The 23,754-nt window shown below is 68.1% G+C and carries 21 protein-coding genes; 16 read left to right on the top strand and 5 right to left on the bottom strand.

Annotation, left to right across the window (positions count from 1 at the left end; translation table 11 throughout):
* Positions 1 to 524: LysR family transcriptional regulator (locus tag JZ792_RS27625; RefSeq protein WP_216914883.1), on the bottom strand; the 524-nt coding region annotated here is incomplete at its 3' end.
* Positions 525 to 636: 112 nt separating this feature from the next.
* On the opposite strand from JZ792_RS27625, the gene JZ792_RS27620 reads away from it, so the two are divergent.
* The 7 genes from JZ792_RS27620 to JZ792_RS27590 all read left to right on the top strand — a co-directional run bounded on the left by JZ792_RS27620 (position 637) and on the right by JZ792_RS27590 (position 8,543).
* Positions 637 to 1,911: an NAD(P)/FAD-dependent oxidoreductase gene (locus tag JZ792_RS27620; RefSeq protein WP_216914881.1), complete on the top strand. Its 1,275-nt coding sequence runs from the start codon at positions 637 to 639 to the stop codon at positions 1,909 to 1,911.
* A 189-nt stretch (positions 1,912 to 2,100) separates the two neighbouring features.
* On the top strand, positions 2,101 to 2,928 hold the full coding sequence (locus JZ792_RS27615) for a GNAT family N-acetyltransferase (RefSeq protein WP_216914879.1): 828 nt from the start codon (positions 2,101 to 2,103) through the stop codon (positions 2,926 to 2,928).
* Positions 2,929 to 2,933: 5 nt separating this feature from the next.
* Positions 2,934 to 4,064 (top strand): lysophospholipid acyltransferase family protein, encoded by a 1,131-nt coding sequence (locus JZ792_RS27610; protein ID WP_216914877.1) that lies wholly within the window; start codon positions 2,934 to 2,936, stop codon positions 4,062 to 4,064.
* Positions 4,065 to 4,220: 156 nt separating this feature from the next.
* Positions 4,221 to 5,039, top strand: coding sequence for an ABC transporter permease (locus JZ792_RS27605; RefSeq protein WP_216914875.1), 819 nt, complete (start codon positions 4,221 to 4,223; stop codon positions 5,037 to 5,039).
* Positions 5,036 to 5,794, top strand: a complete 759-nt coding sequence (locus JZ792_RS27600) for an ABC transporter ATP-binding protein (RefSeq protein WP_216914873.1) — start codon at positions 5,036 to 5,038, stop codon at positions 5,792 to 5,794. Before JZ792_RS27605 ends, JZ792_RS27600 begins: the two co-directional genes overlap by 4 nt.
* 105 nt (positions 5,795 to 5,899) lie before the next feature.
* Positions 5,900 to 6,853, top strand: coding sequence for an ABC transporter substrate-binding protein (locus JZ792_RS27595; protein ID WP_216914898.1), 954 nt, complete (start codon positions 5,900 to 5,902; stop codon positions 6,851 to 6,853).
* Between the two features lie 175 nt (positions 6,854 to 7,028).
* Entirely contained in the window at positions 7,029 to 8,543 is a 1,515-nt protein-coding gene (locus tag JZ792_RS27590; RefSeq protein ID WP_308165486.1) for an alpha/beta fold hydrolase, read from the top strand.
* 102 nt (positions 8,544 to 8,645) lie between these two features.
* Here JZ792_RS27590 and JZ792_RS27585 read toward each other — a convergent pair whose 3' ends face one another.
* Genes JZ792_RS27585 through JZ792_RS27575 form a run of 3 tightly spaced genes read right to left on the bottom strand, consistent with a single transcriptional unit; the run spans position 8,646 to position 11,148 of the window.
* Positions 8,646 to 9,452: an SDR family oxidoreductase gene (locus JZ792_RS27585; protein WP_216914869.1), complete on the bottom strand. Its 807-nt coding sequence runs from the start codon at positions 9,450 to 9,452 to the stop codon at positions 8,646 to 8,648.
* Positions 9,449 to 10,120: a hypothetical protein gene (locus JZ792_RS27580; RefSeq protein ID WP_216914867.1), complete on the bottom strand. Its 672-nt coding sequence runs from the start codon at positions 10,118 to 10,120 to the stop codon at positions 9,449 to 9,451. Before JZ792_RS27580 ends, JZ792_RS27585 begins: the two co-directional genes overlap by 4 nt.
* 35 nt (positions 10,121 to 10,155) lie before the next feature.
* The gene (locus JZ792_RS27575) at positions 10,156 to 11,148 is read right to left on the bottom strand and encodes an alpha/beta hydrolase (protein ID WP_216914865.1); all 993 of its coding nucleotides are present in this window, start codon (positions 11,146 to 11,148) and stop codon (positions 10,156 to 10,158) included.
* A gap of 111 nt (positions 11,149 to 11,259) precedes the next feature.
* Here JZ792_RS27575 and JZ792_RS27570 point away from each other — a divergent pair, with 111 nt between their 5' ends.
* The 8 genes from JZ792_RS27570 to JZ792_RS27535 all read left to right on the top strand — a co-directional run bounded on the left by JZ792_RS27570 (position 11,260) and on the right by JZ792_RS27535 (position 21,463).
* The gene (locus tag JZ792_RS27570) at positions 11,260 to 11,886 is read left to right on the top strand and encodes a TetR/AcrR family transcriptional regulator (RefSeq protein ID WP_216914863.1); all 627 of its coding nucleotides are present in this window, start codon (positions 11,260 to 11,262) and stop codon (positions 11,884 to 11,886) included.
* A 98-nt stretch (positions 11,887 to 11,984) separates the two neighbouring features.
* The gene (locus JZ792_RS27565) at positions 11,985 to 13,511 is read left to right on the top strand and encodes a flavin-containing monooxygenase (protein ID WP_216914861.1); all 1,527 of its coding nucleotides are present in this window, start codon (positions 11,985 to 11,987) and stop codon (positions 13,509 to 13,511) included.
* A gap of 89 nt (positions 13,512 to 13,600) precedes the next feature.
* Positions 13,601 to 14,830: a cysteine desulfurase family protein gene (locus JZ792_RS27560; RefSeq protein ID WP_216914859.1), complete on the top strand. Its 1,230-nt coding sequence runs from the start codon at positions 13,601 to 13,603 to the stop codon at positions 14,828 to 14,830.
* Positions 14,830 to 15,951: a tRNA 2-thiouridine(34) synthase MnmA gene (gene mnmA, locus JZ792_RS27555; protein ID WP_216914857.1), complete on the top strand. Its 1,122-nt coding sequence runs from the start codon at positions 14,830 to 14,832 to the stop codon at positions 15,949 to 15,951. Before JZ792_RS27560 ends, mnmA begins: the two co-directional genes overlap by 1 nt.
* A gap of 204 nt (positions 15,952 to 16,155) precedes the next feature.
* Positions 16,156 to 17,223 (top strand): methionine synthase, encoded by a 1,068-nt coding sequence (locus JZ792_RS27550; RefSeq protein WP_438804390.1) that lies wholly within the window; start codon positions 16,156 to 16,158, stop codon positions 17,221 to 17,223.
* 67 nt (positions 17,224 to 17,290) lie between these two features.
* A complete protein-coding gene (ligA, locus tag JZ792_RS27545) occupies positions 17,291 to 19,429 on the top strand; it encodes an NAD-dependent DNA ligase LigA (RefSeq protein WP_216914855.1) in 2,139 nt (712 codons plus the stop codon).
* 298 nt (positions 19,430 to 19,727) lie between these two features.
* On the top strand, positions 19,728 to 20,429 hold the full coding sequence (locus tag JZ792_RS27540) for an SDR family NAD(P)-dependent oxidoreductase (RefSeq protein WP_216914853.1): 702 nt from the start codon (positions 19,728 to 19,730) through the stop codon (positions 20,427 to 20,429).
* Complete coding sequence (locus tag JZ792_RS27535; RefSeq protein WP_216914851.1) at positions 20,426 to 21,463, top strand: S-adenosylmethionine:tRNA ribosyltransferase-isomerase; 1,038 nt, start codon at positions 20,426 to 20,428, stop codon at positions 21,461 to 21,463. Before JZ792_RS27540 ends, JZ792_RS27535 begins: the two co-directional genes overlap by 4 nt.
* Before the next feature lie 437 nt (positions 21,464 to 21,900).
* On the opposite strand, the gene JZ792_RS27530 is transcribed toward JZ792_RS27535, so the two are convergent.
* Positions 21,901 to 22,254: a hypothetical protein gene (locus JZ792_RS27530; protein WP_109528118.1), complete on the bottom strand. Its 354-nt coding sequence runs from the start codon at positions 22,252 to 22,254 to the stop codon at positions 21,901 to 21,903.
* A 260-nt stretch (positions 22,255 to 22,514) separates the two neighbouring features.
* On the opposite strand from JZ792_RS27530, the gene JZ792_RS27525 reads away from it, so the two are divergent.
* Positions 22,515 to 23,741: an AAA family ATPase gene (locus JZ792_RS27525; protein WP_308165484.1), complete on the top strand. Its 1,227-nt coding sequence runs from the start codon at positions 22,515 to 22,517 to the stop codon at positions 23,739 to 23,741.
* Positions 23,742 to 23,754 lie beyond the last annotated feature (13 nt).

Genomic DNA, 23,754 nt, shown 5'->3' with positions numbered 1-23,754 from the left:
CTCTCGCGGGTGGCGAGTGGATGGCCGCGTGTGGTCGCGATCACCAGGTCCTCGACCCAGAGCTTTTCCACGGTGAGTCCTGGCTGTTCGACGCTGCCGCGGATCAGTGCCAGATCGCAGTCGCCGTCGGCGACCGCCGTGATGCGTTGGCGGAACGGCTTGATGACGAATTCGATTTCCGCGTCGGGGTGGGCGGCGCGGGCCGCGGCGATGGCCGAGAGCGAACGGGTCGCGAAGGACATGTTGGCGGCCAGGCGGATTCGATGCCCGGTGGTGCGCACGGTGGCGCGGATCGCGGATTCCAGGCTCAGCATCTGCTTAGCCAAGGGTAGTAGCCGCATGGTCGCGTCGGTGGGGACGACGGCCCTGGTGGAGCGCTCGAACAGCGGCACGCCCAGGTCGCGCTCGAGTCGGGCGATCTGATGACTGATCGCCGACTGCGAGATGAAGCAGCGGGTTGCGGCCTTGCTGAAGCTCAGTTCCTCGCAGACCGCGATGAAGTATGCCAGCTGGCGAAGCTCCACGACAACTCCTCATTCATGAATGATCCAGATAAGAGTCATCTCCATTATGCGCCTGAACACCTGAAATATCTGCGTTCCGAATAACGGTTGGTAATGAGAGAAGGAGGCTGTCATGGAACACGCAGATGTGGTCGTCGTCGGATCGGGGTTCGGAGGGTTGGCCGCGGCCAAGCAACTGGCGAAGTCGGGAATCGAGTACGTGCTGATCTCGAGCACGCCGGAACACCTTTTCCAGCCGTTGCTCTACCAGGTCGCGACAGGTGTGCTGGCATCGGAGGAGATCGCGCCCCCGATCCGGTCGATCCTGCGGCGTCACCCCGAGGCCGATGTTCGGCTCGGCAAGGTGGTCGCCATCGATCCCGATGCCACGGTGCTGACCTACGAACACGACGGTGTGCGCACCGAGATCGGCTACGGTGCGCTGATCGCGGCCACCGGCGCGTCGCAATCGTATTTCGGCCGCGACGATTTCGCGGAGAAGACCTTCGCGCTCAAGACCATCGACGACGCGAGGATCCTGCGCGGGCAGATCCAGCGCGTCTTCGCCGAGGCCGCGGTCGCCGACGAGGAGAGCAGGAACAGGCTGCTCAGCTTCGTGGTGGTCGGCGCGGGCGCGACCGGTGTCGAGGTCGCGGGCCAGTTGAAGGAACTGTCGAAGCGGTACTTCCACCAGGAGGTTTCGGTCAGCCTGGTCGAAGGCGCGGCCGAGGTGCTTCCGCCTTTCGGTGGTGGACTGTCGGAATACGCGAAGAGGTCGCTGGAGAAGGGTGGCGTCGAGGTGCTCGTCGACACCTTCGTCACCGATATCGAACCGGGCAAGGTGACGGTCAAGGACAAGTCGGGCGTCGAGCGCCGGATCGCTGCCGAGACCGTGGTCTGGTCGGCCGGTGTGAAGGCGGGCGGCTTCGCCGAACTCCTGGCCGAGGCCACCGGATGCGAGACCGACCGGGCCGGAAGGCTGCTGATCAACCCGGATCTGACCGTCGGCGGATACGCGGACATCTACGCCATCGGCGATATGACCTCGCTCAACGGCTACCCCGGCCAGTCGCCGGTGGCGATGCAGGAGGGCAGGCACGCCGCCGATATCGTCCGCCGCAAGAAGCGCCCAGGCACCCCGTTCCTCTACTGGGACAAGGGCAGCATGGCGGTGATCAGCCGGTTCAGCGCGGTGACCAAACTCAACGACCGGATCACCTTCCGCGGCGTGACCGCCTGGTTCATCTGGCTCGCCGTGCACCTTTTCTATCTGGTCGGGTTCCGCAACCGCTTCGCGGCGGTGGCCTCGTGGCTGGTGGCGTTCATCGGCAGCGGCAGGCCGGGGTTCGCCGAAGTGGAACGCGAGCCGGTCGGCGAGGTGCCGCAGCCGCAACGATTGGCGGCCTGAGTGACGGTTCGGATATCGCGCTGCTTCGGCGATCGGGGCAGCGCGGTCGCGTGGCCGGAGGGCTGTCGCTAACGCGGACCGACGATTCGGTGAACGCCGGGTGTGACGGTCGTCTCGTTAACCGAACCTGCATCGCGGCGACACTTCGAGGTCGCTCCATCGCTGTCTCGGACTGGCTTCATCACGGATATGACTATTTCGTCCGTGTTGACAGCCCCGAGTCGGCAGACGGACTCGGGGGTGGAACGGTCTCGGTACTCGCTGGTCGTCTCGTCCGACGCCGAACATCGTGAGGCCGCGCAACGCCTGCGCTACGGCGTCTTCGCCAACGAGCCCGGCTTCCATATCCCCGACCACGGAACCGGTCTGGACGCCGACAGATTCGATGAGCACTGCGACCACCTGCTGGTCCGCGACGATGCCACCGACCAGTTCGTCGGCTGCTACCGCATGTTGCCGCCGGACCGGGTCGCCGCCGCGGGCGGCTATTACACGGCCACCGAATTCGATCTGAGCCGGTTGGATCCGGCCGGGCACCGGATCGTCGAGATGGGTCGCGCCTGCGTGGTGCCCGATCACCGCAACGGTTCGGTGCTGACCCTGATGTGGGCGGGCATCCTGCACTACATCCAGCTCACCGGCTACGAATGGGTGATGGGCTGTGTCTCGGTGCCGATGAGGGACACCGAGGCCGACGAGCCGGGAGTGAACGTGCGCGGCGTGCGGGACATGCTGCTCGCCCGGCACGGCTCCGACCCGGAACGTCGTGTGCGCCCGTACAACCCGGTCGTCGTCGACGGCCGCACGCTCGACGAGCTGACCCCGCCGTCGCGCCCCAAACTGCCGCCGCTGATGCGCGGGTACATGCGCCTGGGCGCGGAGATCTGCGGTGAACCGGCCCACGACCCCGACTTCGCGGTCGCCGATTTCGTCGCGCTGCTCGGACTCAGCACCATCAACACCCGCTACCTGAACCGATTACAGGACGCGGCAGCGACATTCGACGGTGGACGGTGAGATAGATGGTTTCGGACGCCCCCCTCGCGACAGCCACGCATTCGTGGATGCCGTCGAGTCCCTGCGGACCAGGCTGCCTCGAGTCGATCGACACGGTCGGCGGCGCACGGGTCGCCGCCCGACTGCTCGGGGTGGCGGGGCTGTTGGTCAGCTTCCCGCTGCTGAATGTCGCGACGCCGCAGCGCAGACGCGAGCAGTTGCAACGGCGCTACGCCCACGCGCTGCTGGGCTGCCTCGGAATGCGATTGCGGGTCGTCGACAATCGTGTCGCCGCGCGCAACGTGACCGAGGAATCCGTGCGCACCGACCTGGTCGCACGAATCGGCACCGCGCTGCGGCGTGACGATCGCGGTGTCGAGATCCGCCCGACCAGAACCGGTTACGCACCGCCCGCCACCGGAGTTCTCGTCGTCACCGGCCATATCGGCTGGACCGACGTGGTCGCGTTGGCCGCGGTGCAGCCGCTGGGATTCGTGGCGCGCGCCGATATGGTCGAATGGCCGCTGCTCGGGAACCTGGCGAAACTGATGCGGGTCGTCCCGATCGAGCGCGAACGACTACGGTCACTGCCCGATGTGGTGGCCGCCCTGTCCGCGCGGCTCGCGGCGGGCGACCGGATGGCGGTCTTCCCGGAGGGCACGACCTGGTGCGGCCGCGCCTACGGCGGTATGCGCCCCGCCCTGTTCCAGTCCGCCGTGGACACCGGCACCTACGTCCAGCCGGTGCGGTTGCGCTACCTCGACACCCACGGCGCGCAATGCGCGGTGCCCGCGTTCGTCGGCGAGGACACCTTCGTCGGCTCGGCCGCCCGGGTGCTGCGCTCACGCGGCATGGTCGCCGAAATCGTGCTCGAACCGCTGGAACATCCCGGCCTGGACCGCCGCGACCTCGCGCGCCGGTGTGAGATCGCGGTGCGCGGCGACGAACGATCGCGCCACGGTGTCGCGGGCACGGAATGGATCGAGGCCACGACGACGCGGGTGCAGGATCCGGCGCCGATCACCGACGCCACCGAGCCGCGGAACACGACGGCCGGGATTCGTCCGCGCGCGGGTGTGCGACGTCGAGCGGTCGCGCTGTTCCGCGGTCGCGGCAGGGATGCCTCGGCGCGGCGGTCCGTCGGATCGGGGCAGTGATTCCTCGAGCCGAGTGCGTGAACGGGCGATAGCCCCTCGGACCAGGACTTTCGATATGCCGCCCTAGCGGTGGCACATCACTGTTACCTGCGGCGAGATCCGTTCACGCTGAGCGCAAACCTGGTGCGATGACCGGAATTTCTGCATCCTGCACGGATGCTCGAAGTGAGGGACACGGCAACCAACGAGCGGCGAACCCCGCTGTATCGTCGCCCGGGGTTGCTGCGCGCTCTCGCCCCGATCGCCCTGTTGGCGCTCTGGCAGATCGTCAGTAGCAACGGGTGGGTCTCGGCCAAGAAACTGCCCGCGCCGTCGGTGGTGCTCGACGCCGGACTGGAGATCTACCATTCCGGTCAACTCGGTGACGCGCTGCTGATCTCGGGGCAGCGCGCGCTGTTCGGCTTCCTGCTCGGCGCGGGGCTCGCGCTGGTCCTGGCCACCGTCGCCGCGCTCGGCAAGGTCGGCGAATACACGCTCGACCCGCCGTTGCAGATGATCCGCACGATCCCGCTGTTCGGCCTGATCCCGCTGTTCATCATCTGGTTCGGCATCGGCGAGGAACCCAAGATCTATCTGATCGCGCTCGGCGTGTTCTTCCCGCTCTACCTGAACACCTACTCCGGAATCCGCCAGCTCGACCCCAAACTGCTGGAACTGGGCCGCACCCTGCAACTGACCCTGGTCGAGCGACTCGGCCTGCTCATCGTGCCCGGCGCGCTGCCCCAGATTCTCGTCGGCGTGCGCCAGAGCCTCGGCATCGCCTGGTTGTCGCTCGTCGTCGCCGAACAGATCAATGCCAGCGCCGGTCTCGGATTCGTGGTCAACAACGCCCGCGAATTCCTGCGCACCGACATCGTCATCTTCGGTCTGCTGATCTACAGCCTGCTCGGCCTGGCCACCGACGCGATCGTGCGCGCCCTCGAACTCCGCGCCCTGCGCTGGCGTACCTCCGTCGATCGAAGGAACACCCGATGACGATCACCACGAAGGTCGCCGCCGAGCCGGTCGCCGCCGCCGAGCCCGCCGCAAAGGCAGCCCGAATCACCGGATTGGGCAAGAGTTTCGGGCCGAACGTCGTCCTCGACGGCATCGACCTCGACATCGCCGCGGGCGAGATCGTCGCGCTGGTCGGGCGCAGTGGTTCCGGCAAGTCGACGCTGCTGCGCGTCATCGGCGGACTCGAGACCGCCGATCGAGGCTCGGTCACCGTCGATGCCCAGCCCACCTTCGCCTTCCAGGAAGCCCGGCTGATCCCGTGGTTGCCGGTGGTGCGCAATGTTGCCCTCGGGCGTCCGCGCCCGCGCAATCGGCGCAGGGACCAGGAATTCGCCAGGACGGTGCTCGAGCAGGTCGGCCTGCGCGAGCGAGCCGACGCCTGGCCGCTGACCCTGTCCGGCGGCGAGGCGCAGCGGGTGGCCCTCGCCAGGGCCCTGGTCGCCAACCCTCGGCTCCTGCTGCTGGACGAACCCTTCGGCGCGCTCGACGCCCTCACCCGCCTGTCGATGCACGAACTACTGCTCGGCCTGCACGCCGAGCACGGATTCGGTGTGCTGCTCGTGACGCACGACGTGACCGAGGCGGTCACCCTCGCCGATCGGGTGCTCGTCCTCGACGACGGCCGGATCGCCGACGAGGTCGCGATCGACCTGCCGCGCCCGCGATCGCATTCGGCCCCCGAGGGGGCCGGGTACATCACCCGCCTGCTCGCGCTGCTCGGCGTCCGCGCCTGATTTCTCTGTGCCTTATACCGCAGAGCCCGACTTCTTCATGTCCCACAACGCAGGAAAGCAGTTCTCGTGAAACGACTCTCGATATCCCGACTCGCAGGCGCGGCGATGCTCGCCGTGGCCGTGTTCGCCACCGCGGCGTGCGGCGGCGACACCGAGCCCGCCGCCGACGGTCCGGTGGACCTCGGTTCGGTCACGCTGAAAGTCGGTGATCAGAAGGCGATTTCGATCGAGGTGCTGCTGCGGGCATCGGGTCAGCTGGAGAATCTGCCCTACAAGATCGAGTTCTCCACCTTCACCGCGGGCCCGCCGTTGATCGAGGCGGCCGGTGCGGGCGGCATCGATCTGGCGCAGGTCGGCAACACCCCGGTGATCTTCGGCGCGGCGGCGAATGCCGATATCAAGATCGTCGGCGCGCTCGCCGCCACCGGCAAGGGCGACGCGATCCTGGTCGGCAAGGATTCCCCCGTCCGCGCGGTCGCGGATCTGAAAGGCAAGAAGGTCGCGGTCACCAAGGGAAGTTCGGCCAACGCGAACCTGCTGCTGCAATTGCAGAAGGCCGGACTCGGTCTGAGCGACGTCGAACCCGTCTACCTCGCCCCCGCCGACGGCTATGCCGCCCTGACCAGGGGTGATGTCCAGGCCTGGGCGGTATGGGATCCCTACACCGCGATCGCGGAGAACGAGGTCGGCGCCAGGACCATCGCCACCGCCGACCAGGCCGCCAACGGCTACAACTTCTGGGTCGCCTCGAACAAGGCCGTCGGCGACGCCGGAAAGTCGGCCGTTATCAGCGATTTCTTCACCCGCTACGCCGCCGCCACCAAGTGGTCTTCGGACAATCTCGACCTGTGGTCGACCAAATACGCCGAACTCACCTCGATCCCGGTCGACGCCTCCCGCATCACCTGGACCCGCTCGATCAAGGAGCCGATCGCCCTCGACGACAAGGTGGTCGCCTCCGAACAGCAGATCGCCGACGCGTTCACCAAGGCAGGCGCGATCCCGGGCAAGATCAGCTTCGCCGATTTCGTCGACAACAGATTCGAACAGCGGAAGTAGTCGGGGTCACTCACACCCTGACGAGGACTCGACGAAGCTCGTTCCCCCGACGGCCCCGCATCCACGATGCGGGGCCGTCGGTGTGGGGTACCGCGACAGAACCCCCGCATCGGCTACGGTCTACGACGCACCAACCTGCGCGATTCCTCACGTCGAGAGGCGAAGTCCGTTGTCGGTGAACCTGTTCTGGCGTTCGATGTCCGTCGTGGCGGTGTCCCTGCTGATGGCGGTGCCCGTGTACAGCCGGGCGGACCCGGTGGACGACGCGCACCCGATCGGGTTGGACCGGTTCTATCACCAGCGGCTCGAGTGGAAGCCCTGCGGCGTCGAGAATATCGACAAGGCCGGGGGCGAGTGCGCGGATGTGCTGGTGCCGCTCGACTACGGCAACCCCGCCGATCGCACGATGACCGTGGCGATTTCGCGGGTGCCGGCCGGAGATCCGGAGCGGCGAAGGGGAATTCTGCTGTCCAATCCCGGCGGACCCGGTTCGGTGGGGTTGGACAGTATCGACCTGCTCGGTGATGTGCTCTCGCCGGAGGTCATGGCGAGTTACGACCTGATCGGCATGGATCCGCGCGGGGTCGGCGAATCCGGTCGGAGTCCGCGGTGCGGGTGGCCGGTAGGGGAGATGATCCGGTCGGCGGGGCTGGATCCACTGGGATTCGTGCACGACACGGTGCAGTCAGCGGGGATGGCGGCGAGCTGCCTGATCCGCGATCCGAACAGGCTGAGGCAGTTCACCACCCGCAACACCGCGCGTGACATGGATATCGTGCGAGCCGCCCTGGGGGAGGAAACGGTCAACTTCTACGGCGTGTCCTACGGCACCTACCTCGGTGCCGTGTTCACACAGATGTTCCCCGAGCGCACCGACCGCGTCGTGCTCGACAGCGCGATCGACCCGGACCGGTACTGGGAGGGTTTGGTCCAGGACTGGGGTCCGGCGGACGAGATCGCCCTGGACGACTGGGCCGACTGGGTTTCCGGCCGGGATGACGAGTTCCGGCTCGGTGCGACCCCGCAGCAGGTGCGCGCGAATATCGAGGAGCTCGTTCGTTTCGCCGCGCGCCAACCGATCGTCATCGACGGATTCGCCATCGACGATCACTGGCTTCCGTACATCCTGCACAGTTTGCTGATGAACTTCCGGCTCAACGAAGCGCTCGCAGCCACCGTGCGGGAGATCGCCGATGCCGCGGGCGGTCCGCCCACCACATCGCGAACACCCCGTCTCGGTGCCATCGTGGCGGCGCTGCGCGACGAGGAGAATTCGGTACTCGCGGAAATAGCCTGCGGCGATGCCGGGGTGCCGATCGATCCGACCTGGTACTGGCGCAATATCGAAGAGACCCGCGTCACGCAGCCGGTGTTCGGCGCACTGGCGAACAACATCCAGCCGTGCGCCTTCTGGCTTCGTCCGGTCGAGCCGCCGACCGTCGTCCGGAACGCGGTGCCCGCGCTCATCGTGCAGGCGACGGGAGATCCCCGAACCCCTTATGCCCACGGCGTCCGATTGCACCAGGACATGTCCGGGTCACGGATGGTGACATTGCAGGATGTCCGCATCCACATGACATTCCGGCCCGAACTGAGCAGCTGCGTGAGTGACGCGATCAACACGTACTTCAGCGTGGGAACCAGGCCGGATACCGATATCACCTGTTACGCGGATCATTCCACGCCATAGGCGGCACCGGGATGGGCCGACCGGCCCGTGTCTCGAGTGGTGTTCAGGGTCGAGAGTCGACGATGCCGGTCGCACCGGCATCGAACTGTCGGGACCGGCCGGTCAGCGTTGGATGCGGTCGAGGTAGGAGCGGCGCTGCTGTTGGTCGTACTGTCCGGGGTCCCGGCCGACGAATTGGCGTTTCACAGCCCGCAATGCCGTCTCGGGGATGCCCTGTTCGACAGTGCCCATGGGGGCGAGCCATCGGGGGATGGTCACTTCGGAGCGTCGGTGGCGGACGGTGTCGGCGATGGCCTCGCCTACTTCACGGGGTTGCAGGGTGGGTTGCAGTTTCAGGTTCACCCCCGAGGTGAGCTCGGTGTGCACGGCGGCGGGCATGACGGTGGTGAGGGTGACGCCGGTGCCTGCGAGTTCGGCGCGGACCGCGCGTGAGAGCGCGCCGACGGCGAATTTCGAGGCGCAGTAGACCGCCGCGCCCGGTGTGGTGACCTTGGCGGCCATGGAGGCGACGTTGACGATGTGGCCCTGTCCGCGCGCGACCATTCCCGGCAGTGCCAGGCTCATGCCGTTGATCACCCCGCCGACATTGATGGCCATCTCGCGGTGGTGACCTGCCAGGTCGAGGTCGAGGAAAGGCGCCAAGCGCATGATCCCGGCGTTGTTGACCAGGATATCGACCGGTCCGGACGTGGCGGCGGCGATCAGGAACTCGGCGAAACTGCCGGGGGCGGTGACATCGAGATGTGCGGCGTGTGCGCCGATCTCGGCGGCGGTCTCCTGCGCGGCGGCCAGGTCTATATCGCCGATCCAGACCTGTGCGCCGCGAGCGGCGAGCGCACCGGCGGTGGCACGGCCGATACCCCGGGCTCCGCCGGTGACGCAGGCGACCGCGCCGTCGAGCCGGATCACCGGTTCACCGCGCGCAGCGCGAAGTAGCCGATCGCCTTCACCTCGCCGGCGCGTGACGCCATCGACGCGCGGCCCAGACACACTCCCGGCACCAGTTCGACGATCTCGTCGCGGATGCGGTCCATCGGCACCAGGCCGCCGGCCGGGGCGCCGAGCGCGGGATCGGTGTAGGTGACGGCGACGACCGGTCGGAAGGGCGGCAGGACCGAGGGTTCGACGCGATACCGGAATCGGAAACCGTGGTACACCCCTTCCGGTGATCGCCGCCAGCCTCGGTGTCGCGGCACCGCCACCCGCAACGCCGAATAGGCCAGCCGGTCGAGCCGGTTGTATCCGGTCTCGGTGGCGGCATCGAAGCCCTTGCCGACCCAGCCCGGCCGCACCGTGATCACCGGATTGAGCAGAGCGGCTTCGGGGATTCCGAACAGCTTGCCGACGATCAGTCCCTCGTAGTCGCCGTTCAGCCGCGGCGGCGCGCCCTGGGCGAATAGGGCCGCCAGCAGGTCGCGGTCATCGGCGGAGCCGGTCCGGCGCAGGTGGTCCCAGCAGGACGCGGCGGCGTGCGCGGGAGCCGAGGTGGCCAGTTCGCGCAGCTCGGCGACCAGGGAGCTCGGTGCCTGCCCTGTCGGGGAGGGACCCGGGTGGCCCGCGGTATCGGTATCGGTCATCGAATTTCCTTTCGAGAGGGAACGGCGAAACGAGCTCAGGCCGCGGCCGACGGTGCGACGGCGGCGATGTGCGTTCGCGTGAAACGGGCGATCTCCGCGGTGAGCTGTCGGCTCTCGGGCAGGTAGGGGAACACCACCGGGAAGGCATGGATCTGCCCGTAGAAGATGTGCAGTTCGCACGGCACATCCGCCGCGGTGAGCAGGGTCGCCATGACTTCGGAGTCGACTCGCAGGAACTCGTCGTCACAGGCGACCAGCATGGTCGGCGGCAACCCGGACAGATCGCCGTTGACCGGAGACATCGCCGCATCGATCCGACCCTCTCGAGTGCAACCCCATTCGGCGATGCGTGTGAAAGCGGCCACGGGGAGATACGCCTCGGTGGCGGCGTTGCGGTGGGCGAGTTTGGCGGTCAGGTCGAGGTCGAGCCACGGGCTCACCGCGACCACGGCTCCCGGCGCGGGCAATCGCGCCTTCGCCACGCCCAACGCGGCGCTCACCGCCAGGAAGCCGCCTGCCGAGTCACCGGCGAACACCACCGACCCCTCGGGGACACCGCGATCGAGCAGCCACCCGTAGGCGGCGAGGCAATCGCGCACCGACTCCGGGACCGTAGCCTCGGGCAGATACCGGTAGCGCACCTGCATCACGGGCATACCGGTGGCTGCAGACAGTTCGGCGGCGAACCGGCGATGGGTCTGTAATCCTCCGGCGACGAAACCCCCACCGTGGAAGTAGAGCACCGCGCCACCGTCGAACCCTGGGGCGACTCCGGCGGCACGCACGACCTCGCACCGCACCGTCCGAGCCGCCACCGCTTCGATGCTGACCGCGGTGCGCAGCGGTAGTAGTCGGGCGCCCGATTCGACCAGCGCGCCTGCACGCAGCACCGGCGTCGAGATCGGCAGATGCCGCAATACCGGTCGCACCAGTTCCCGCACCGCCGCGGTGGCCAGCCGCGACCGCAGGCTGGGGCCGCGGCGGGTACCCACGCCGAAATGGTGACGGGTTCGGGGTGTGGAGGTCATAGCAGTCGCCTTCCGAAGCAGCAAGGTGAAACGAGCGTTTCATGTTGAAACGGTCGTTGTCAATAGTGGAGGGCCGGCTGCGGATGTCCGACGCGGTGGGAGGATCGCCTCATGAGCTCTCCGAAGCTGTGGCGCGGACAAACCCTGAAAGACCGCTCACTGGACCGTCGTGAGCAGTTGCTGGATGTCGGCGAGGAGTTGCTCGGCGTCGGCGGAGCCGCGGGGTTGACCACCCGTGCGGTGATCCGGCAGTCCGGCCTCAGTCCGCGCTACTTCTACGAAACCTTCGGCAGCCGAGAAGATCTCGTCATCGCCGTCTACGACCGGGTCGAGACCCGCCTGTTCGAGCGCATGAGCGGAGTTCGCGTCGAGGACGGGCTGCGCGCGGCGATCCGCGAGATCTTCGAGATCTGCGCGCAGTACTTCGAGGAGGATCCGGCCAGGGCGCGCATCCTGCTGCGCGAACCGCTCGGTGACGAAACGCTGCGACGCCACAGTGCCGACCGCGCGCCGGCCTTCCTTCGCATGCTGATCCCGATTCTGGGCGCCGAAGCGGGCGCGATCATGCCCACCGAGGACGAGGATCTGGCGATGGCCGCTGCCGCGCTGAGCGGAAGTCTGATCTCGCTGTATCTCGAATGGGTCGACGGGCGGCTCGGCGTCGGTCGCGACCGGCTCGCCGAGGTCGCGGTCGCGTCGGTGTTCGCGCTGCTCGAGGCGGTGCGTCACCGCGAATGAGAGCGCGGGCCGTGACAGGGGCGACATTGAGTTGAAACATGCGTTTCATGTTGAAACGCATGTTTCTTCCTCTGGCTGTACCGAAAGGGCCCTCGCCGATGACCGTCGAACACCCCGCGACACCCGTCCATGTCCCCGGTGTCGTCCCGGACCGGCACATCGTGATCGTCGGCGCCGGCATCGCGGGCATCGGAATGGCGATCATCCTGCGCCGCAACGGTATCGACGACTTCACGATCTCGGAGCGCGGTGACGACGTCGGCGGCGTCTGGCGCGACAACGTCTACCCCGGCGTCGGCGCCGACGTCCCCTCCTTCAGCTACCAGTTCTCCTTCGAGAAGAACCCCCACTGGTCGCGCCTGTTCCCCAAGGGCGAGGAGATCAAGTCCTACCTCGACCACTGCGTCGAGAAGTACGACATCGCCCGCCACATCGAATTCGACACCGAGGTGCGCGAGCGGCAGTGGTCGGAGGATGATCGGATCTGGCACGTGCGCACCAACCGCGGCGAGTTCACCAGCCGCTATGTCATCAGCGCGCTGGGTCCCTTCGTCAACGCCCGCACCCCGGCCATCCCGGGCCTGGCCGACTTCACCGGCACCGTCATGCGGTCCCAGCACTGGGACCACGACCGCGACCTGACGGGCACCCGGGTCGCGGTCATCGGCACCGGAGCCAGCGCCGTGCAACTGGTCCCCGAAGTCGCCGAGACCGCCGCGCACCTGACCGTGTTCCAGCGCCGCCCGATCTACGTGCTTCCCAAGCTCGACGTGTCGGTGCCACGGCCGATCCAGAAGGCGATCGGCACCGTTCCCGGCGCGCAGAACGCGCTGCGGCTGGCCTTCACCGCGCAGGTCGAAGTACTACTCGTTGCCGTGGCCGCTTACGGCAAATCGGTGACACCGCTGACACGTGGACTCTCCGCTGCCAGCCGCGCACTGCTGTTCGCCCAGGTCCGCGAACCAGAGCTGCGCGAAAAGCTCACCCCCGAATACGATTTCGGCTGCAAACGCCCGAGTGTGTCCAACGACTGGTATCGCACCTTCGCCCGCGACAACGTCAGCCTGGTCACCGAGCCCATCGAGCGCGTCACCGCTTCGGGGGTGCGCACCACCGACGGCGCCGAACACCCGATCGACGTGCTGGTCCTGGCCACCGGATTCCACTTCGCCCACGAACCGATCAACTACCGACTGTCGCCGGTGGGGACCAGCGACGGATTCGACCTCGCCGACTTCTTCGAATCCGAACCCCTGCAATCCTACGAAGGCGTCAGCCTGCCCCAACTCCCCAACGCCTTCTCCCTGTTCGGCCCCTACTCCTGGTCCGGCGGCTCCTACCATTTCATGGTCGAAACCCAGGCCAACCACATTCTCCGAGTCCTGCGCGAAGCCGAACGCCGCGGTGCGGACCGGGTATCGGTGCGCCCCGAAGCCAATGCCGGATTCCTGGAGTTCGTCCGTGCTCGCGCCGACAACTCACTATTGGCCATCAGCGACTGTGGCGCCTCCAACAGCTACTACTTCGACCACCACGGCGACTTCAGCTCCCTGCGGCCCACCACGGGCCTGCAGGCCTGGTGGACCAGCCGGAACTTCCCCCTCGAGGACTACACCTACGCCTGAGGCCGCCCATATGGAAGAAATCCGCACGTCAGGGCTGGCGCGACGGGCGGGAATATTCGGCGGCGGGCGGCGGCTAGACTTTACTGGTCATGAAGTCGGCTTTTTCGGGTCAGGTCACCGGTGGTGCGCCCAAGACGGTCTACCTCGATCATGCGGCCACCACACCGATGTTTCCTGCCGCCATCGAGGCGATGACGGCTGTCTTCGCACGGCCGGGTAACGCGTCGTCGCTGCACGGGTCGGGGCGGGCGGCGCGGCGGTCGTTGGAAGAGGCGCGTGAGTCGATCGCGGCGGATCTGGGCGCGCGGCCCTCGGAGGTCATCTTCACCTCCGGTGGGACCGAGAGTGACAATCTGGCGATCAAGGGGATTTTCTGGGCGCGGCGTGACGCCGATCCGCGCCGGGTGCGGATCGTCGCGAGTTCGGTGGAACACCACGCGGTGATCGACGCGGTCGAGTGGCTGGAAAAGCACGAGGGCGCGCAGGTGAGCTGGCTGCCGGTGGACGCCGACGGTACGGTGTCGCCGCGCACCCTGCGGGCGGTGCTGGCCGACCATCCCGACGAGGTGGCGCTGGTCAGCGTCATGTGGGCCAACAACGAGGTCGGCACGATCCAGCCGATCGCGGAGTTGGCCGCGGTCGCACGGGAATTCGATGTGCCGATGCACAGTGACGCGATCCAGGCGGCGGCGCAACTGCCGATCGATTTCGGCGCGAGCGGGTTGTCCGCGGCCAGTTTCGCCGCGCACAAACTCGGTGGCCCGCACGGGGTCGGGGTCTTGCTGCTTGGCAGGCAGGTGCCGTGTGTGCCGCTGCTGCACGGCGGCGGGCACGAGCGTGATCTGCGTTCGGGTACCTCCGATACGGCGGGCGCGGTCGGGCTCGCGGCGGCGTTGCATCAGACCGTTGTCGAATTGCCGGTATTCGGTGGTGAATCGAGCGCGCTGCGGGACGAGTTGATCGCGCGCGTCATCGAGGCGATTCCCGACGCGATACTCAACGGACCCGTCGGCGCGCGGCGGCTGCCGGGCAACGCGCATTTCACCTTCGCCGGATGCGAGGGCGATTCGCTGCTGATGTTGCTCGACGCGGCGGGTATCGAATGTTCGACCGGCTCGGCCTGCAACGCGGGGGTGGCCTCGCCGAGTCATGTCCTCATCGCCATGGGTGTCGAGCCGTGGCAGGCGCGGGGTTCGCTGCGCTTCTCTCTCGGGCACACGTCGACCCGCGCCGACGTCGATGCCCTGCTGACTGTCCTCCCGAACGTGGTGGAACGGGCCAGGGCCGCGGGCCTTGCCGGAGCGAAAGGTGGTGTGTGATGCGAGTACTCGCGGCGATGAGCGGTGGTGTGGATTCCGCCGTGGCGGCGGCGCGCGCCGTCGATGCCGGACATGACGTGGTCGGCGTCCATCTCGCGCTGTCGGCGTCTCCGGGCACATTGCGCACCGGTTCGCGCGGTTGCTGCTCCAAGGAGGACGCGGGCGACGCCAGGCGCGCCGCCGACGTCCTCGGAATTCCCTTCTACGTCTGGGATTTCGCCGACCGGTTCAAGGAGGACGTGATCGACGATTTCGTCGCCTCCTACGCCGCCGGTGAGACGCCCAACCCCTGCCTGCGGTGCAACGAGAAGATCAAATTCTCCGCGCTGTCGGATCGGGCCGTCGCGCTCGGCTTCGACGCGGTCGTGACCGGGCACTACGCCAGGCTCGAGGACGGCGTGCTGCGCCGCGCCGTCGACGCCGACAAGGACCAGTCCTACGTGCTGGCGGTGCTGAACGCCGGGCAACTCTCGCGCGCGATGTTCCCGGTCGGCGACACCCCGAAGCCGCAGATCCGCGCGGAGGCCGCCGAACGCGGGCTCGCGGTGGCGAACAAGCCCGACAGTCACGACATCTGCTTCATCCCCTCCGGTGACACGCGCGCGTTCCTCGGCGCGAAGATCGGCATCAGGCCGGGCGCGGTCGTCGACGCCGACGGCCGGGTGCTCGGCGAGCACGAGGGTGTGCACGGTTTCACCGTCGGCCAGCGCAAGGGGCTCGGTCTGCCCGGTCCCGCCGCCGACGGCAAGCCGCGCTATGTCACCGCGATCGACCCGGAATCGGGCACGGTGCGGGTCGGCTCGGCGGAGGATCTGCACGTGTGGACCGTCAGCGCGCAGCGAGCGATCTGGACCAGCGGTGTCGCCCCGAGCGGTCCGATCGAATGCGTCGCGCAGGTACGCGCGCACGGCGGTATCGCGCCCGCGGTGGCCGAAGCCGTCGGTGACGGGCTCGTCGTGCGGTTGAGTGAGCCGTTGACCGGTGTCGCACGCGGTCAGGCCGTGGTGCTGTACCGGCCGGACGAGGCGGGCGACGAGGTCATCGGCAGCGGAACCATCAGCGATACGGCGGGTGCCGACAGCGCGGTCGGTGCCGATGTCGGCGTGGGTGTCGGCGAATAGCATTCGCGATGACTCGGAGTCGATGGCGTCATCGGCTCCGCGGACCCACCGGACGGGGCGCGCGGTGTCGGGCGGCGGTCCCGCCGATTCGCTCGGCCACGTCGCCCTCGTGAGATACGAGCCGGGCGGGGCGATCACGACGGGGCTGACCGGATATGGTCGCCCGGCCGGGTATCGGCGACGAACCGACAGGGGTATCACGTGGTGAGCGAAATCCGGACCGGCGAAGCGGCAGTCGAATCGACGGCGTTGCTGCGCGGCGGCACGGCGACGGGCGTCGGCTCGTGGCCCGGTGTCGATCCGCGCGAGGCCGCGACCACGATCCTCGGTGAACTTCCCGACCTGACCCATCTGGTCGAACTTCCCGCGCGCGGACCCGGAGCCGACATGGTCGGACGCATGTCCGCGCTGCTGATCGACCTGCGCTTCGACACCACCACCAGGGGTTACCGGCTCTCACCACGTCCGGGGTCGCTGTCGCGCCGGGCACGGGATCTGCTGCGCGCCGATCTGGACGCACTGGAGGAAGCCTGGGAGGTATCCGGTTCCACCGGCACGGGTCGGGTGGTGAAGGTCCAGGTCTGCGGGCCGCTGACGCTCGCGGCGCAGGTGGAACTACCGGGTGGGCATCGGATTCTGACCGATCGCGGCGCGGTCCGCGATGTCTCGGAGTCGCTGGCCGAAGGTCTCGACCGGCACGTGGCCGAAATCCGCAAACGACTGGGCGCCGAGGTGGTCGTGCAGTTGGACGAGCCGTCGATCGATGACGTGTTGAACGGTTCGTTGCGCGGGGTGAGTGTCCTGGACACGGTGCGCGCGATGCCCGATCCCGAAGCGCTCGCCGTCCTCGACGCGGTCATCACCGCCCAATCCGCGCCCGTGCTCGTGCACAGTTGCACCGAACCGCCGCCGCTGGATTTCCTGCGCCGTAGCGCGGCAGCCGCGGTCGGTTTCGACCTCGCGACCATCGGGACGAAGAATCTCGACGCGATCGGCGAGATCGTCGACGCGGGGAAGTTCATCGCCCTCGGTCTGGTCCCGACCACCGCGCCGTCGGCCCCGGTCACCTGGCGTGAGATCGCCGAACCGGGGGTGCGACTGATCGACCGTCTCGGTTTCCACCGTTCGGCACTCGCGAACTCGGTCATCGTGAGTCCCGCGTGCGGCCTGGGTTCGGCGCCGCTGCCGTGGGCGCGCACGGCGATCGGCCTGGCGGCGGAGGTCGCGCGGGCCTTCGGCGAAGAACCCGAATCGTTGGATTTCGACGCCTGATTCCGGGCGGACCGACGCCGCCGCGTGAGTATCGCCCCCAGCGGGAATATGGCGATGACGTGCGAGTATGTTCCCGGATGTGTCGGTGGGCTCCGATAGAATCCACGGTGTGAGTGACAGCGAGAACGCGGCGGTTGCGGCGACGGCAGAGCAGCGGGTGCGGTGGCAGGAACTCGCGGACGAGGTGCGCGAACATCAGTTCCGCTACTACGTGCGCGACTCGCCGATCATCACCGACGGGGAGTTCGACGAATTGCTGCGGCAGCTCCAGGATCTGGAGGAGCGCCACCCGGATCTGCTCACCCCGGATTCGCCGACGCAATTGGTCGGCGGCGGATTCGCGACCGATTTCACCGCGGTCGACCACCTCGAGCGCATGCTGTCGCTGGACAATGTGTTCGACGTCGACGAGCTACGCACCTGGGCGAACCGGGTGGAGGCCGAGACCGGAGCGCATCCGCACTATCTGTGCGAGGTGAAGATCGACGGTGTCGCGCTGAACCTGGTCTACGAGAACGGCAGACTGGTGCGCGGCGCGACCCGGGGTGACGGCCGCACCGGCGAGGACGTCACCTTGAACGCGCGCACCATCGACGACATCCCCGGCGAGCTGACGCCGACCGAGGAATTCCCGGTGCCCACCCTGCTCGAGGTGCGCGGCGAGGTCTACTTCCGGCTCGAGGATTTCGAGACCCTCAACGCGCAGATCGTCGCGGAAGGTAAACCGCCGTACGCGAATCCGCGCAATACCGCCGCAGGATCGCTACGGCAGAAGGATCCGGCGATCACCGCGCGACGTCATCTGCGGATGATCTGTCACGGTTTCGGTCGGATCGAGGGGTACGCGCCCACCTCGCAGCACGAGGCCTACCGGGCATTGGCCGCCTGGAGCCTGCCCGTGTCCGAGCACACCCGCCGCGTGCGGGGGATCGACGCGGTGATCGAGCGGGTGGCCTACTGGGGCGAACACCGCCACGACATCGAGCACGAGATCGACGGCCAGGTCGTCAAGATCGACGAGATCTCGTTGCAGCGCCGCCTCGGCTCGACCTCCCGCGCGCCGCGCTGGGCCATCGCATACAAGTACCCGCCGGAAGAGGCGACGACGAAACTGCTGAATATCGAGGTCAACGTGGGCCGCACCGGTCGCGTCACCCCGTTCGCGGTGATGGAGCCGGTGTCGATCGCGGGGTCGACGGTCGCCATGGCGACCCTGCACAACGCCTCGGAGGTCAGGCGCAAGGGTGTGCTGATCGGCGACACCGTCACCATCCGCAAGGCGGGCGATGTCATTCCCGAAGTGCTCGGCCCGGTGGCGGACGCGCGTACCGGCGACGAATACGAATTCGAGATGCCGAAGCGCTGCCCGGTCTGCGGCACCGAACTCGCCCCGGAGAAGGAGGGCGACGCCGATATCCGCTGCCCCAATCAGCGGTTCTGTCGCGCGCAATTGCGCGAACGCGTCTATCACATGGCGGGACGGGGCGCGTTCGATATCGAGGCGCTCGGATACGAGGGCGCCGAAGATCTGCTCGAATCGGGCGCGATCACCGATGAGGGCGATCTGTTCGATCTCGACGAGGCGCGGCTGCTCACCACCTCGCTGTATTCCAACAAGGACGGCGCGCTGTCGGCGAACGGCAAACGCCTGCTGGACAATCTGCGCACCGTGAAGGAACGCCCGCTGTGGCGGGTGCTCGTCGCGTTGTCCATCCGCCACGTCGGCCCGACCGCGGCCCGCGCGCTCGCCGCGGAATTCGGCAGTATGGATCGGATCGAGTCGGCCACCGCCGAGGAGCTGGGCGGCGCGGACGGCGTCGGCCCGACCATCGCCGCCGCCGCGGCGGAATGGTTCACCGTGGACTGGCATCGTGCCATCGTGGACAAATGGCGCACCGCCGGGGTGCGGATGCGCGACGAGCGCGACGAATCGATCGAACGCAACCTCGAAGGTCTGTCGATCGTGGTCACCGGTTCGCTGACGGGTTTCACCCGCGACGGGGCCAAGGAGGCGATCCTGGTCCGCGGCGGAAAAGCGTCCGGGTCGGTTTCGAAGAAGACGGCGTTCGTCGTGATCGGGGATTCGCCGGGTACCAAGGCGGCCAAAGCGGAAGAACTCGGCGTCCCGATTCTCGACGAGGACGGATTCCGGCTGCTCCTCGAAGCGGGACCGGCCGCTGTGCTGCCCGAGTCGCCTGACGAATAGGCCGATGGGGGGCGTCGCCCGGACATCCGAGACGCGGACCAGGTCTCGGCGTGCCGGTTCCTGATGGCAGCGGGAGGCCGACGCCCGACAGTCCGGCGGCCTGGCTGAGAATCCCGCCGAGCGAACGGCGACGCCGTGCCGTGAATCCACGGCCGTGAATATCGCCGGTGGCGAACGTCGCTTGACCTGAACCTCACTTCAGGTAACACGATCGGAGTGGTAGGCGGTCGCACCCGCCGCTCGATCCGATCGACGAGGGTGTCCGGCCGCACCCCCCGGCGACCCTCAGGAGATCGCAATGACGTACGAACACACCGCGTTGATCACCGGCGCCTCCGCCGGATTCGGTCTCGCCCTCGCTCGCGCTCTGGTCGCGCGCGGCGGACGGGTGATCGGCACCGGGCGCCACGCCGACCGGCTGGAATCGGCGCGCAGCGAACTGGGCCCGGCGTTCCTGGCCGTTCCCGGTGACATCGCCGACCCGCGGCACCGCGCCGACCTCGCCGCGACGGTGCGCGCGGCCGGGCCGCTGGATCTGCTCGTCAACAACGCGAGCAGTCTCGGCCCCAGCCCGCTGCCCCCGCTCGTGAACTATCCGCTCGACGAGCTGGAGCGGCTGTACCGCACCAATGTCGTTGCCCCGCTGGCGGTCCTGCAATTCGCTCTGCCGCTGCTGGGCGATGCCGGGGTGGTGGTGAACATCAGCTCGGACGCGGGACGCGAGCCGTATCCGACGTGGGGCGGGTACGGCTCGTCGAAGGCCGCGCTCGACCAACTCACCGCCGTGCTCGGCGCCGAACATCCGGAGATCGCGATCTACGCCTTCGATCCCGGCGATATGCGCACCGCCATGCACCAGGCCGCGTTCCCCGACGAGGACATCTCCGATCGCCCCGAACCCGAGACGGTCGTCCCCGCACTGCTGCGGCTCATCGCACGGCGTCCACCGAACGCTCGCTACGCCGCAAGCGATTTCGCCGACCTGGGCGCGGTGCGATGAGCACCGGGGTCGCGGTCGTCGACCGGTCCTTCTCGCTACCGCCGCAACGTCACGCGACCGCGCCGCCCGAAGCGCGCGGTCTGGCGCGCGACGAGGTGCGCCTGCTGGTGGCGCAGGACGGCATCGTGCACGCGCGGTTCCGGGAATTGCCCGGGCACCTGCGCGCGGGTGATCTCGTGGTGGTCAACAACTCCGCCGTCATGACGGCGGCGGTCGACGCCAGGCTCGGTGAGCTGCCGGTGACGGTGCACTTCTCGACCTGGCTCGACGACGGCGGGTGGGTCGTCGAAATCCGTTCCGCCGAACGCACGCCCTTTCTCGACGGCCTCGACGCCGGGACCGAACTGCTGCTGGCGGACGGGTCGTCGGTCGTGCTGGTGCGACCGTGGCTGCCGCCCGCGCGCAGGCTGTGGGTGGCTCGGACCACCGTCGACCCGCGGATGTCGATGGCCTCGCACGGCCGCCCGATCACCTATTCGTATGTGCCGCAACGCTGGTCGGCCGATTACTACACAACGGTTTTCGGTCGCCTGCCCGGCAGTGCGGAAATGCCGAGTGCCGCAAGGCCGTTCACCGACCGGTTGGTGCTCGATCTGCTCACCTCCGGAATCGCGGTCGCGCCCGTGACGCTGCACACGGGTGTCTCCTCCCCGGAGACCGGCGAGCCGCCGAGCCCGGAACGATTCGTCGTCCCCGCCGCCACCGCACGTCAGGTCGACGCGACGAAGGCGGCGGGTGGTCGCGTCGTCGCGGTCGGCACCACCGTCACCCGGGCTCTCGAATCGGCGACCGACCGGCAAGGATCCACGCACGCCCGGTCCGGCTGGACCGATCTGGTACTCGGCGCCGACCGCCCGGCCCGCGTGGTCGACGGCCTGATCACCGGCTGGCACGCCCCCGGCGCGTCACACCTGGACCTCCTGGTCGCGGTCGCCGGTCCGGAGATCGTCGGCGAGTCCTACGCCGCCGCCCTGGAAACCGGCTACCTGTGGCACGAATTCGGCGACAGCGCACTGCTTATGCGCCCGGTCTGATCCGGCCCGGCGAGGTGGCCGCGCAGGCTCAACGGCACTGTCCGGGTTCCGGGTTACTTCTCCTGGTCGCCGAATTCGGTCGGCAGTGCGGGTCCGATCCGGCGTCATCGCCAGCGCGGTGCTGATGCGCGCGGTCTGATCGGGCTCGGCCATGTCGCCGCACACGGCTCAGCGGCACTGTGCAGGCATCCGGGTAGTCACCAGTCGAGTAGACGGTTCACATCGCAGGCATGGCCACGGCTGCTCGCTGAGGGGGTCGGGCGATGCTGCTGACAGGGAGATCCGGACACCGATGAGCAAACCAGCAGGGCGAGTTCGCTTGTAGCGGCCGAGCTTTCCACTGCTTCTCCGGCCTGCCAGTGGCCATCACCCTGGTCGCGTCCATCGACCGAGTCGAGATCGACCCGATTGCCGACTTCGGCCGAAAGCGTTTCGAATCAGGCGGGTCCGACGACGACCGTCGCGCTCTGCTGACCGTCGAGTTCGAGGCGGGCGCAGTGGCCGCCCGGATCCAGTTCGATGTGCTGGCGGTTGACGCGGCGCTTACCCGTGGTGTCGATGACGGCGACGGTGCCGCTGGTCGTGCAGATCTTGGTGGCCCACGGCGCGGAGTAGGTCGCGGCGCCCGCGCCCTGGCATGTATTGGTGGAATTGCTGAGGAAGACGCGGACGGTGCCGTCGGGGCACGGGGCGTCGGCGACGGCGTTCGGGCCGAGTACGACCATCGACCCGATACCCAGCGCGGTCGCGATGGAGCCTCGGACCACCAGACGACGAACCGAAATTTCCATCGCTAACCCTCATCCGCTCGAACCATCAGATCACGCGACGTACACGCCGCGTCCTGCATGCTAGCGCTCCTACCGGCACTTGTCCGTGCGTGTGCTCGCCGCGCCCGCGGGCCGGACGCCGCGCTCGGAGAGTCGTGCCGAGCGGGGTGACCGCGGTCCGACGTCGGAGTTGCGGGGCGACGACGCTCCCGGGTGACCGGGGTGATGTCGGAACCGGATCACCCGACCGGAAGTATGGCGTCATGCTGCGGAGTTTTCAGGTGACCAACCACCGATCGCTGGCCGAACGGCAGGAACTGCGGTTGTACCGGGGGAGCGGACCCGTCGCGGTGCCGGTGACCGCGATCCACGGCGGGGCCGCGGCGGGGAAGACGAGTGTGATCGACGCGCTCGCCCAGATGCGTGACGCGGTACTGCATTCGGTGACCGGATGGGATCCCTACGCCGGACCGGTGCGCGCGCCGCACCTCGGATTCCCGGATCGGCCGACGGAATTCGTCGCCGGATTCGTGGCCGAGGGCGTGCCGTACACCTACGGCTTCCAGTTGGACAACGCAGGCGTGACCGCGGAATGGCTGCACACCCAACCGCGTTCGCGCAAACGGATCGTCTTCGAGCGCGCGGGCGAGCAGATCAAGATCGGCCCCATGTTCGAGGCCGCGCGCTACGGAATCGCCGCGCTGGTCCCGCTGGTGCGTCCGAACGCGCTGCTGCTCGGTCTGGCCGGGCAGATGTACGCCGAGGCGCTGGTACCCGCCTACCGGTGGTTCGCCGCGGTACTCCAGGTCGAGCACGGCGCGCGCGAAACCGCCGAGGTGGCCCATCGGCTCGGCTCGCATCTGTCGCGCGCACCGGAGAACGCCGCGCGGCTGTTGCCGCTGCTGCACGCCGCCGGACTCGGCATCAGCGACGTGCTGATCGCCGACAACGACCCGCTCTACGCCGACTACCTGCGCGAATTGGACGGTGACATCGCGGAGACCGCCAAACAGGTCGAACTGTGCGCGACCTCGCCCGGTCACGCCGACGCGCTGTTGCAGACCAACGGCGTCACGGCGGTCATGCTCCAACGCGAACTCGGCAATCTGCGTGCCGCCCGCGAGGCCCTCTACGCGCGCATGGTGGCCCGGCGAGGGGTCGGGCTGCACCTGGTGCACGCGGGCGTCGACGCGCCTTTCGAGATCACCGACGAATCCGCCGCCACCGTCTCGCTGCTGCGACTGCTGCCTCCGATGCTGGACGCGCTCGACGAAGGTCTCGTCCTCGCCGTGGACGATATCGGCGCGCGCCTGCCCGCCGAACAGACCGACCGCCTGATCCGGCTGTTCCAGAGTCCGGAGACCAATTCCTTCGGCGCCCAATTGATTTTCACCACCGACGATCGCGCGCTGATCGATCGCGGCAACGGCCGATCGCAGGGCACCCGCAGCGCCGTGTGGCAGGTGCGGCGCACCGAGCGGGGCGTCAGCGAACTCGTCGCGCTGTAGCGGCGGCGCGCCG

The sequence above is a fragment of the Nocardia noduli genome (assembly GCF_019038455.1).
Lineage (GTDB): Bacteria > Actinomycetota > Actinomycetes > Mycobacteriales > Mycobacteriaceae > Nocardia > Nocardia noduli.
This window is presented reverse-complemented; position numbering and strand designations above follow the sequence as displayed.

Excerpts from the sequence above, each read along its gene's own strand:
- JZ792_RS27535 (WP_216914851.1), top strand. The coding sequence starts at position 20,426 with ATGAGCACCGGGGTCGCGGTCGTCGACCGGTCCTTCTCGCTACCGCCG.
- JZ792_RS27580 (WP_216914867.1), bottom strand. The coding sequence starts at position 10,120 with ATGACCGATACCGATACCGCGGGCCACCCGGGTCCCTCCCCGACAGGG.
- JZ792_RS27620 (WP_216914881.1), top strand. The coding sequence starts at position 637 with ATGGAACACGCAGATGTGGTCGTCGTCGGATCGGGGTTCGGAGGGTTG.
- JZ792_RS27560 (WP_216914859.1), top strand. The coding sequence starts at position 13,601 with ATGAAGTCGGCTTTTTCGGGTCAGGTCACCGGTGGTGCGCCCAAGACG.
- JZ792_RS27595 (WP_216914898.1), top strand. The coding sequence starts at position 5,900 with ATGCTCGCCGTGGCCGTGTTCGCCACCGCGGCGTGCGGCGGCGACACC.
- mnmA (WP_216914857.1), top strand. The coding sequence starts at position 14,830 with ATGCGAGTACTCGCGGCGATGAGCGGTGGTGTGGATTCCGCCGTGGCG.
- JZ792_RS27615 (WP_216914879.1), top strand. The coding sequence starts at position 2,101 with ATGACTATTTCGTCCGTGTTGACAGCCCCGAGTCGGCAGACGGACTCG.
- JZ792_RS27570 (WP_216914863.1), top strand. The coding sequence starts at position 11,260 with ATGAGCTCTCCGAAGCTGTGGCGCGGACAAACCCTGAAAGACCGCTCA.
- JZ792_RS27540 (WP_216914853.1), top strand. The coding sequence starts at position 19,728 with ATGACGTACGAACACACCGCGTTGATCACCGGCGCCTCCGCCGGATTC.
- JZ792_RS27600 (WP_216914873.1), top strand. The coding sequence starts at position 5,036 with ATGACGATCACCACGAAGGTCGCCGCCGAGCCGGTCGCCGCCGCCGAG.
- JZ792_RS27565 (WP_216914861.1), top strand. The coding sequence starts at position 11,985 with ATGACCGTCGAACACCCCGCGACACCCGTCCATGTCCCCGGTGTCGTC.
- JZ792_RS27610 (WP_216914877.1), top strand. The coding sequence starts at position 2,934 with ATGGTTTCGGACGCCCCCCTCGCGACAGCCACGCATTCGTGGATGCCG.
- JZ792_RS27530 (WP_109528118.1), bottom strand. The coding sequence starts at position 22,254 with ATGGAAATTTCGGTTCGTCGTCTGGTGGTCCGAGGCTCCATCGCGACC.
- ligA (WP_216914855.1), top strand. The coding sequence starts at position 17,291 with ATGTTCCCGGATGTGTCGGTGGGCTCCGATAGAATCCACGGTGTGAGT.
- JZ792_RS27575 (WP_216914865.1), bottom strand. The coding sequence starts at position 11,148 with ATGACCTCCACACCCCGAACCCGTCACCATTTCGGCGTGGGTACCCGC.
- JZ792_RS27605 (WP_216914875.1), top strand. The coding sequence starts at position 4,221 with ATGCTCGAAGTGAGGGACACGGCAACCAACGAGCGGCGAACCCCGCTG.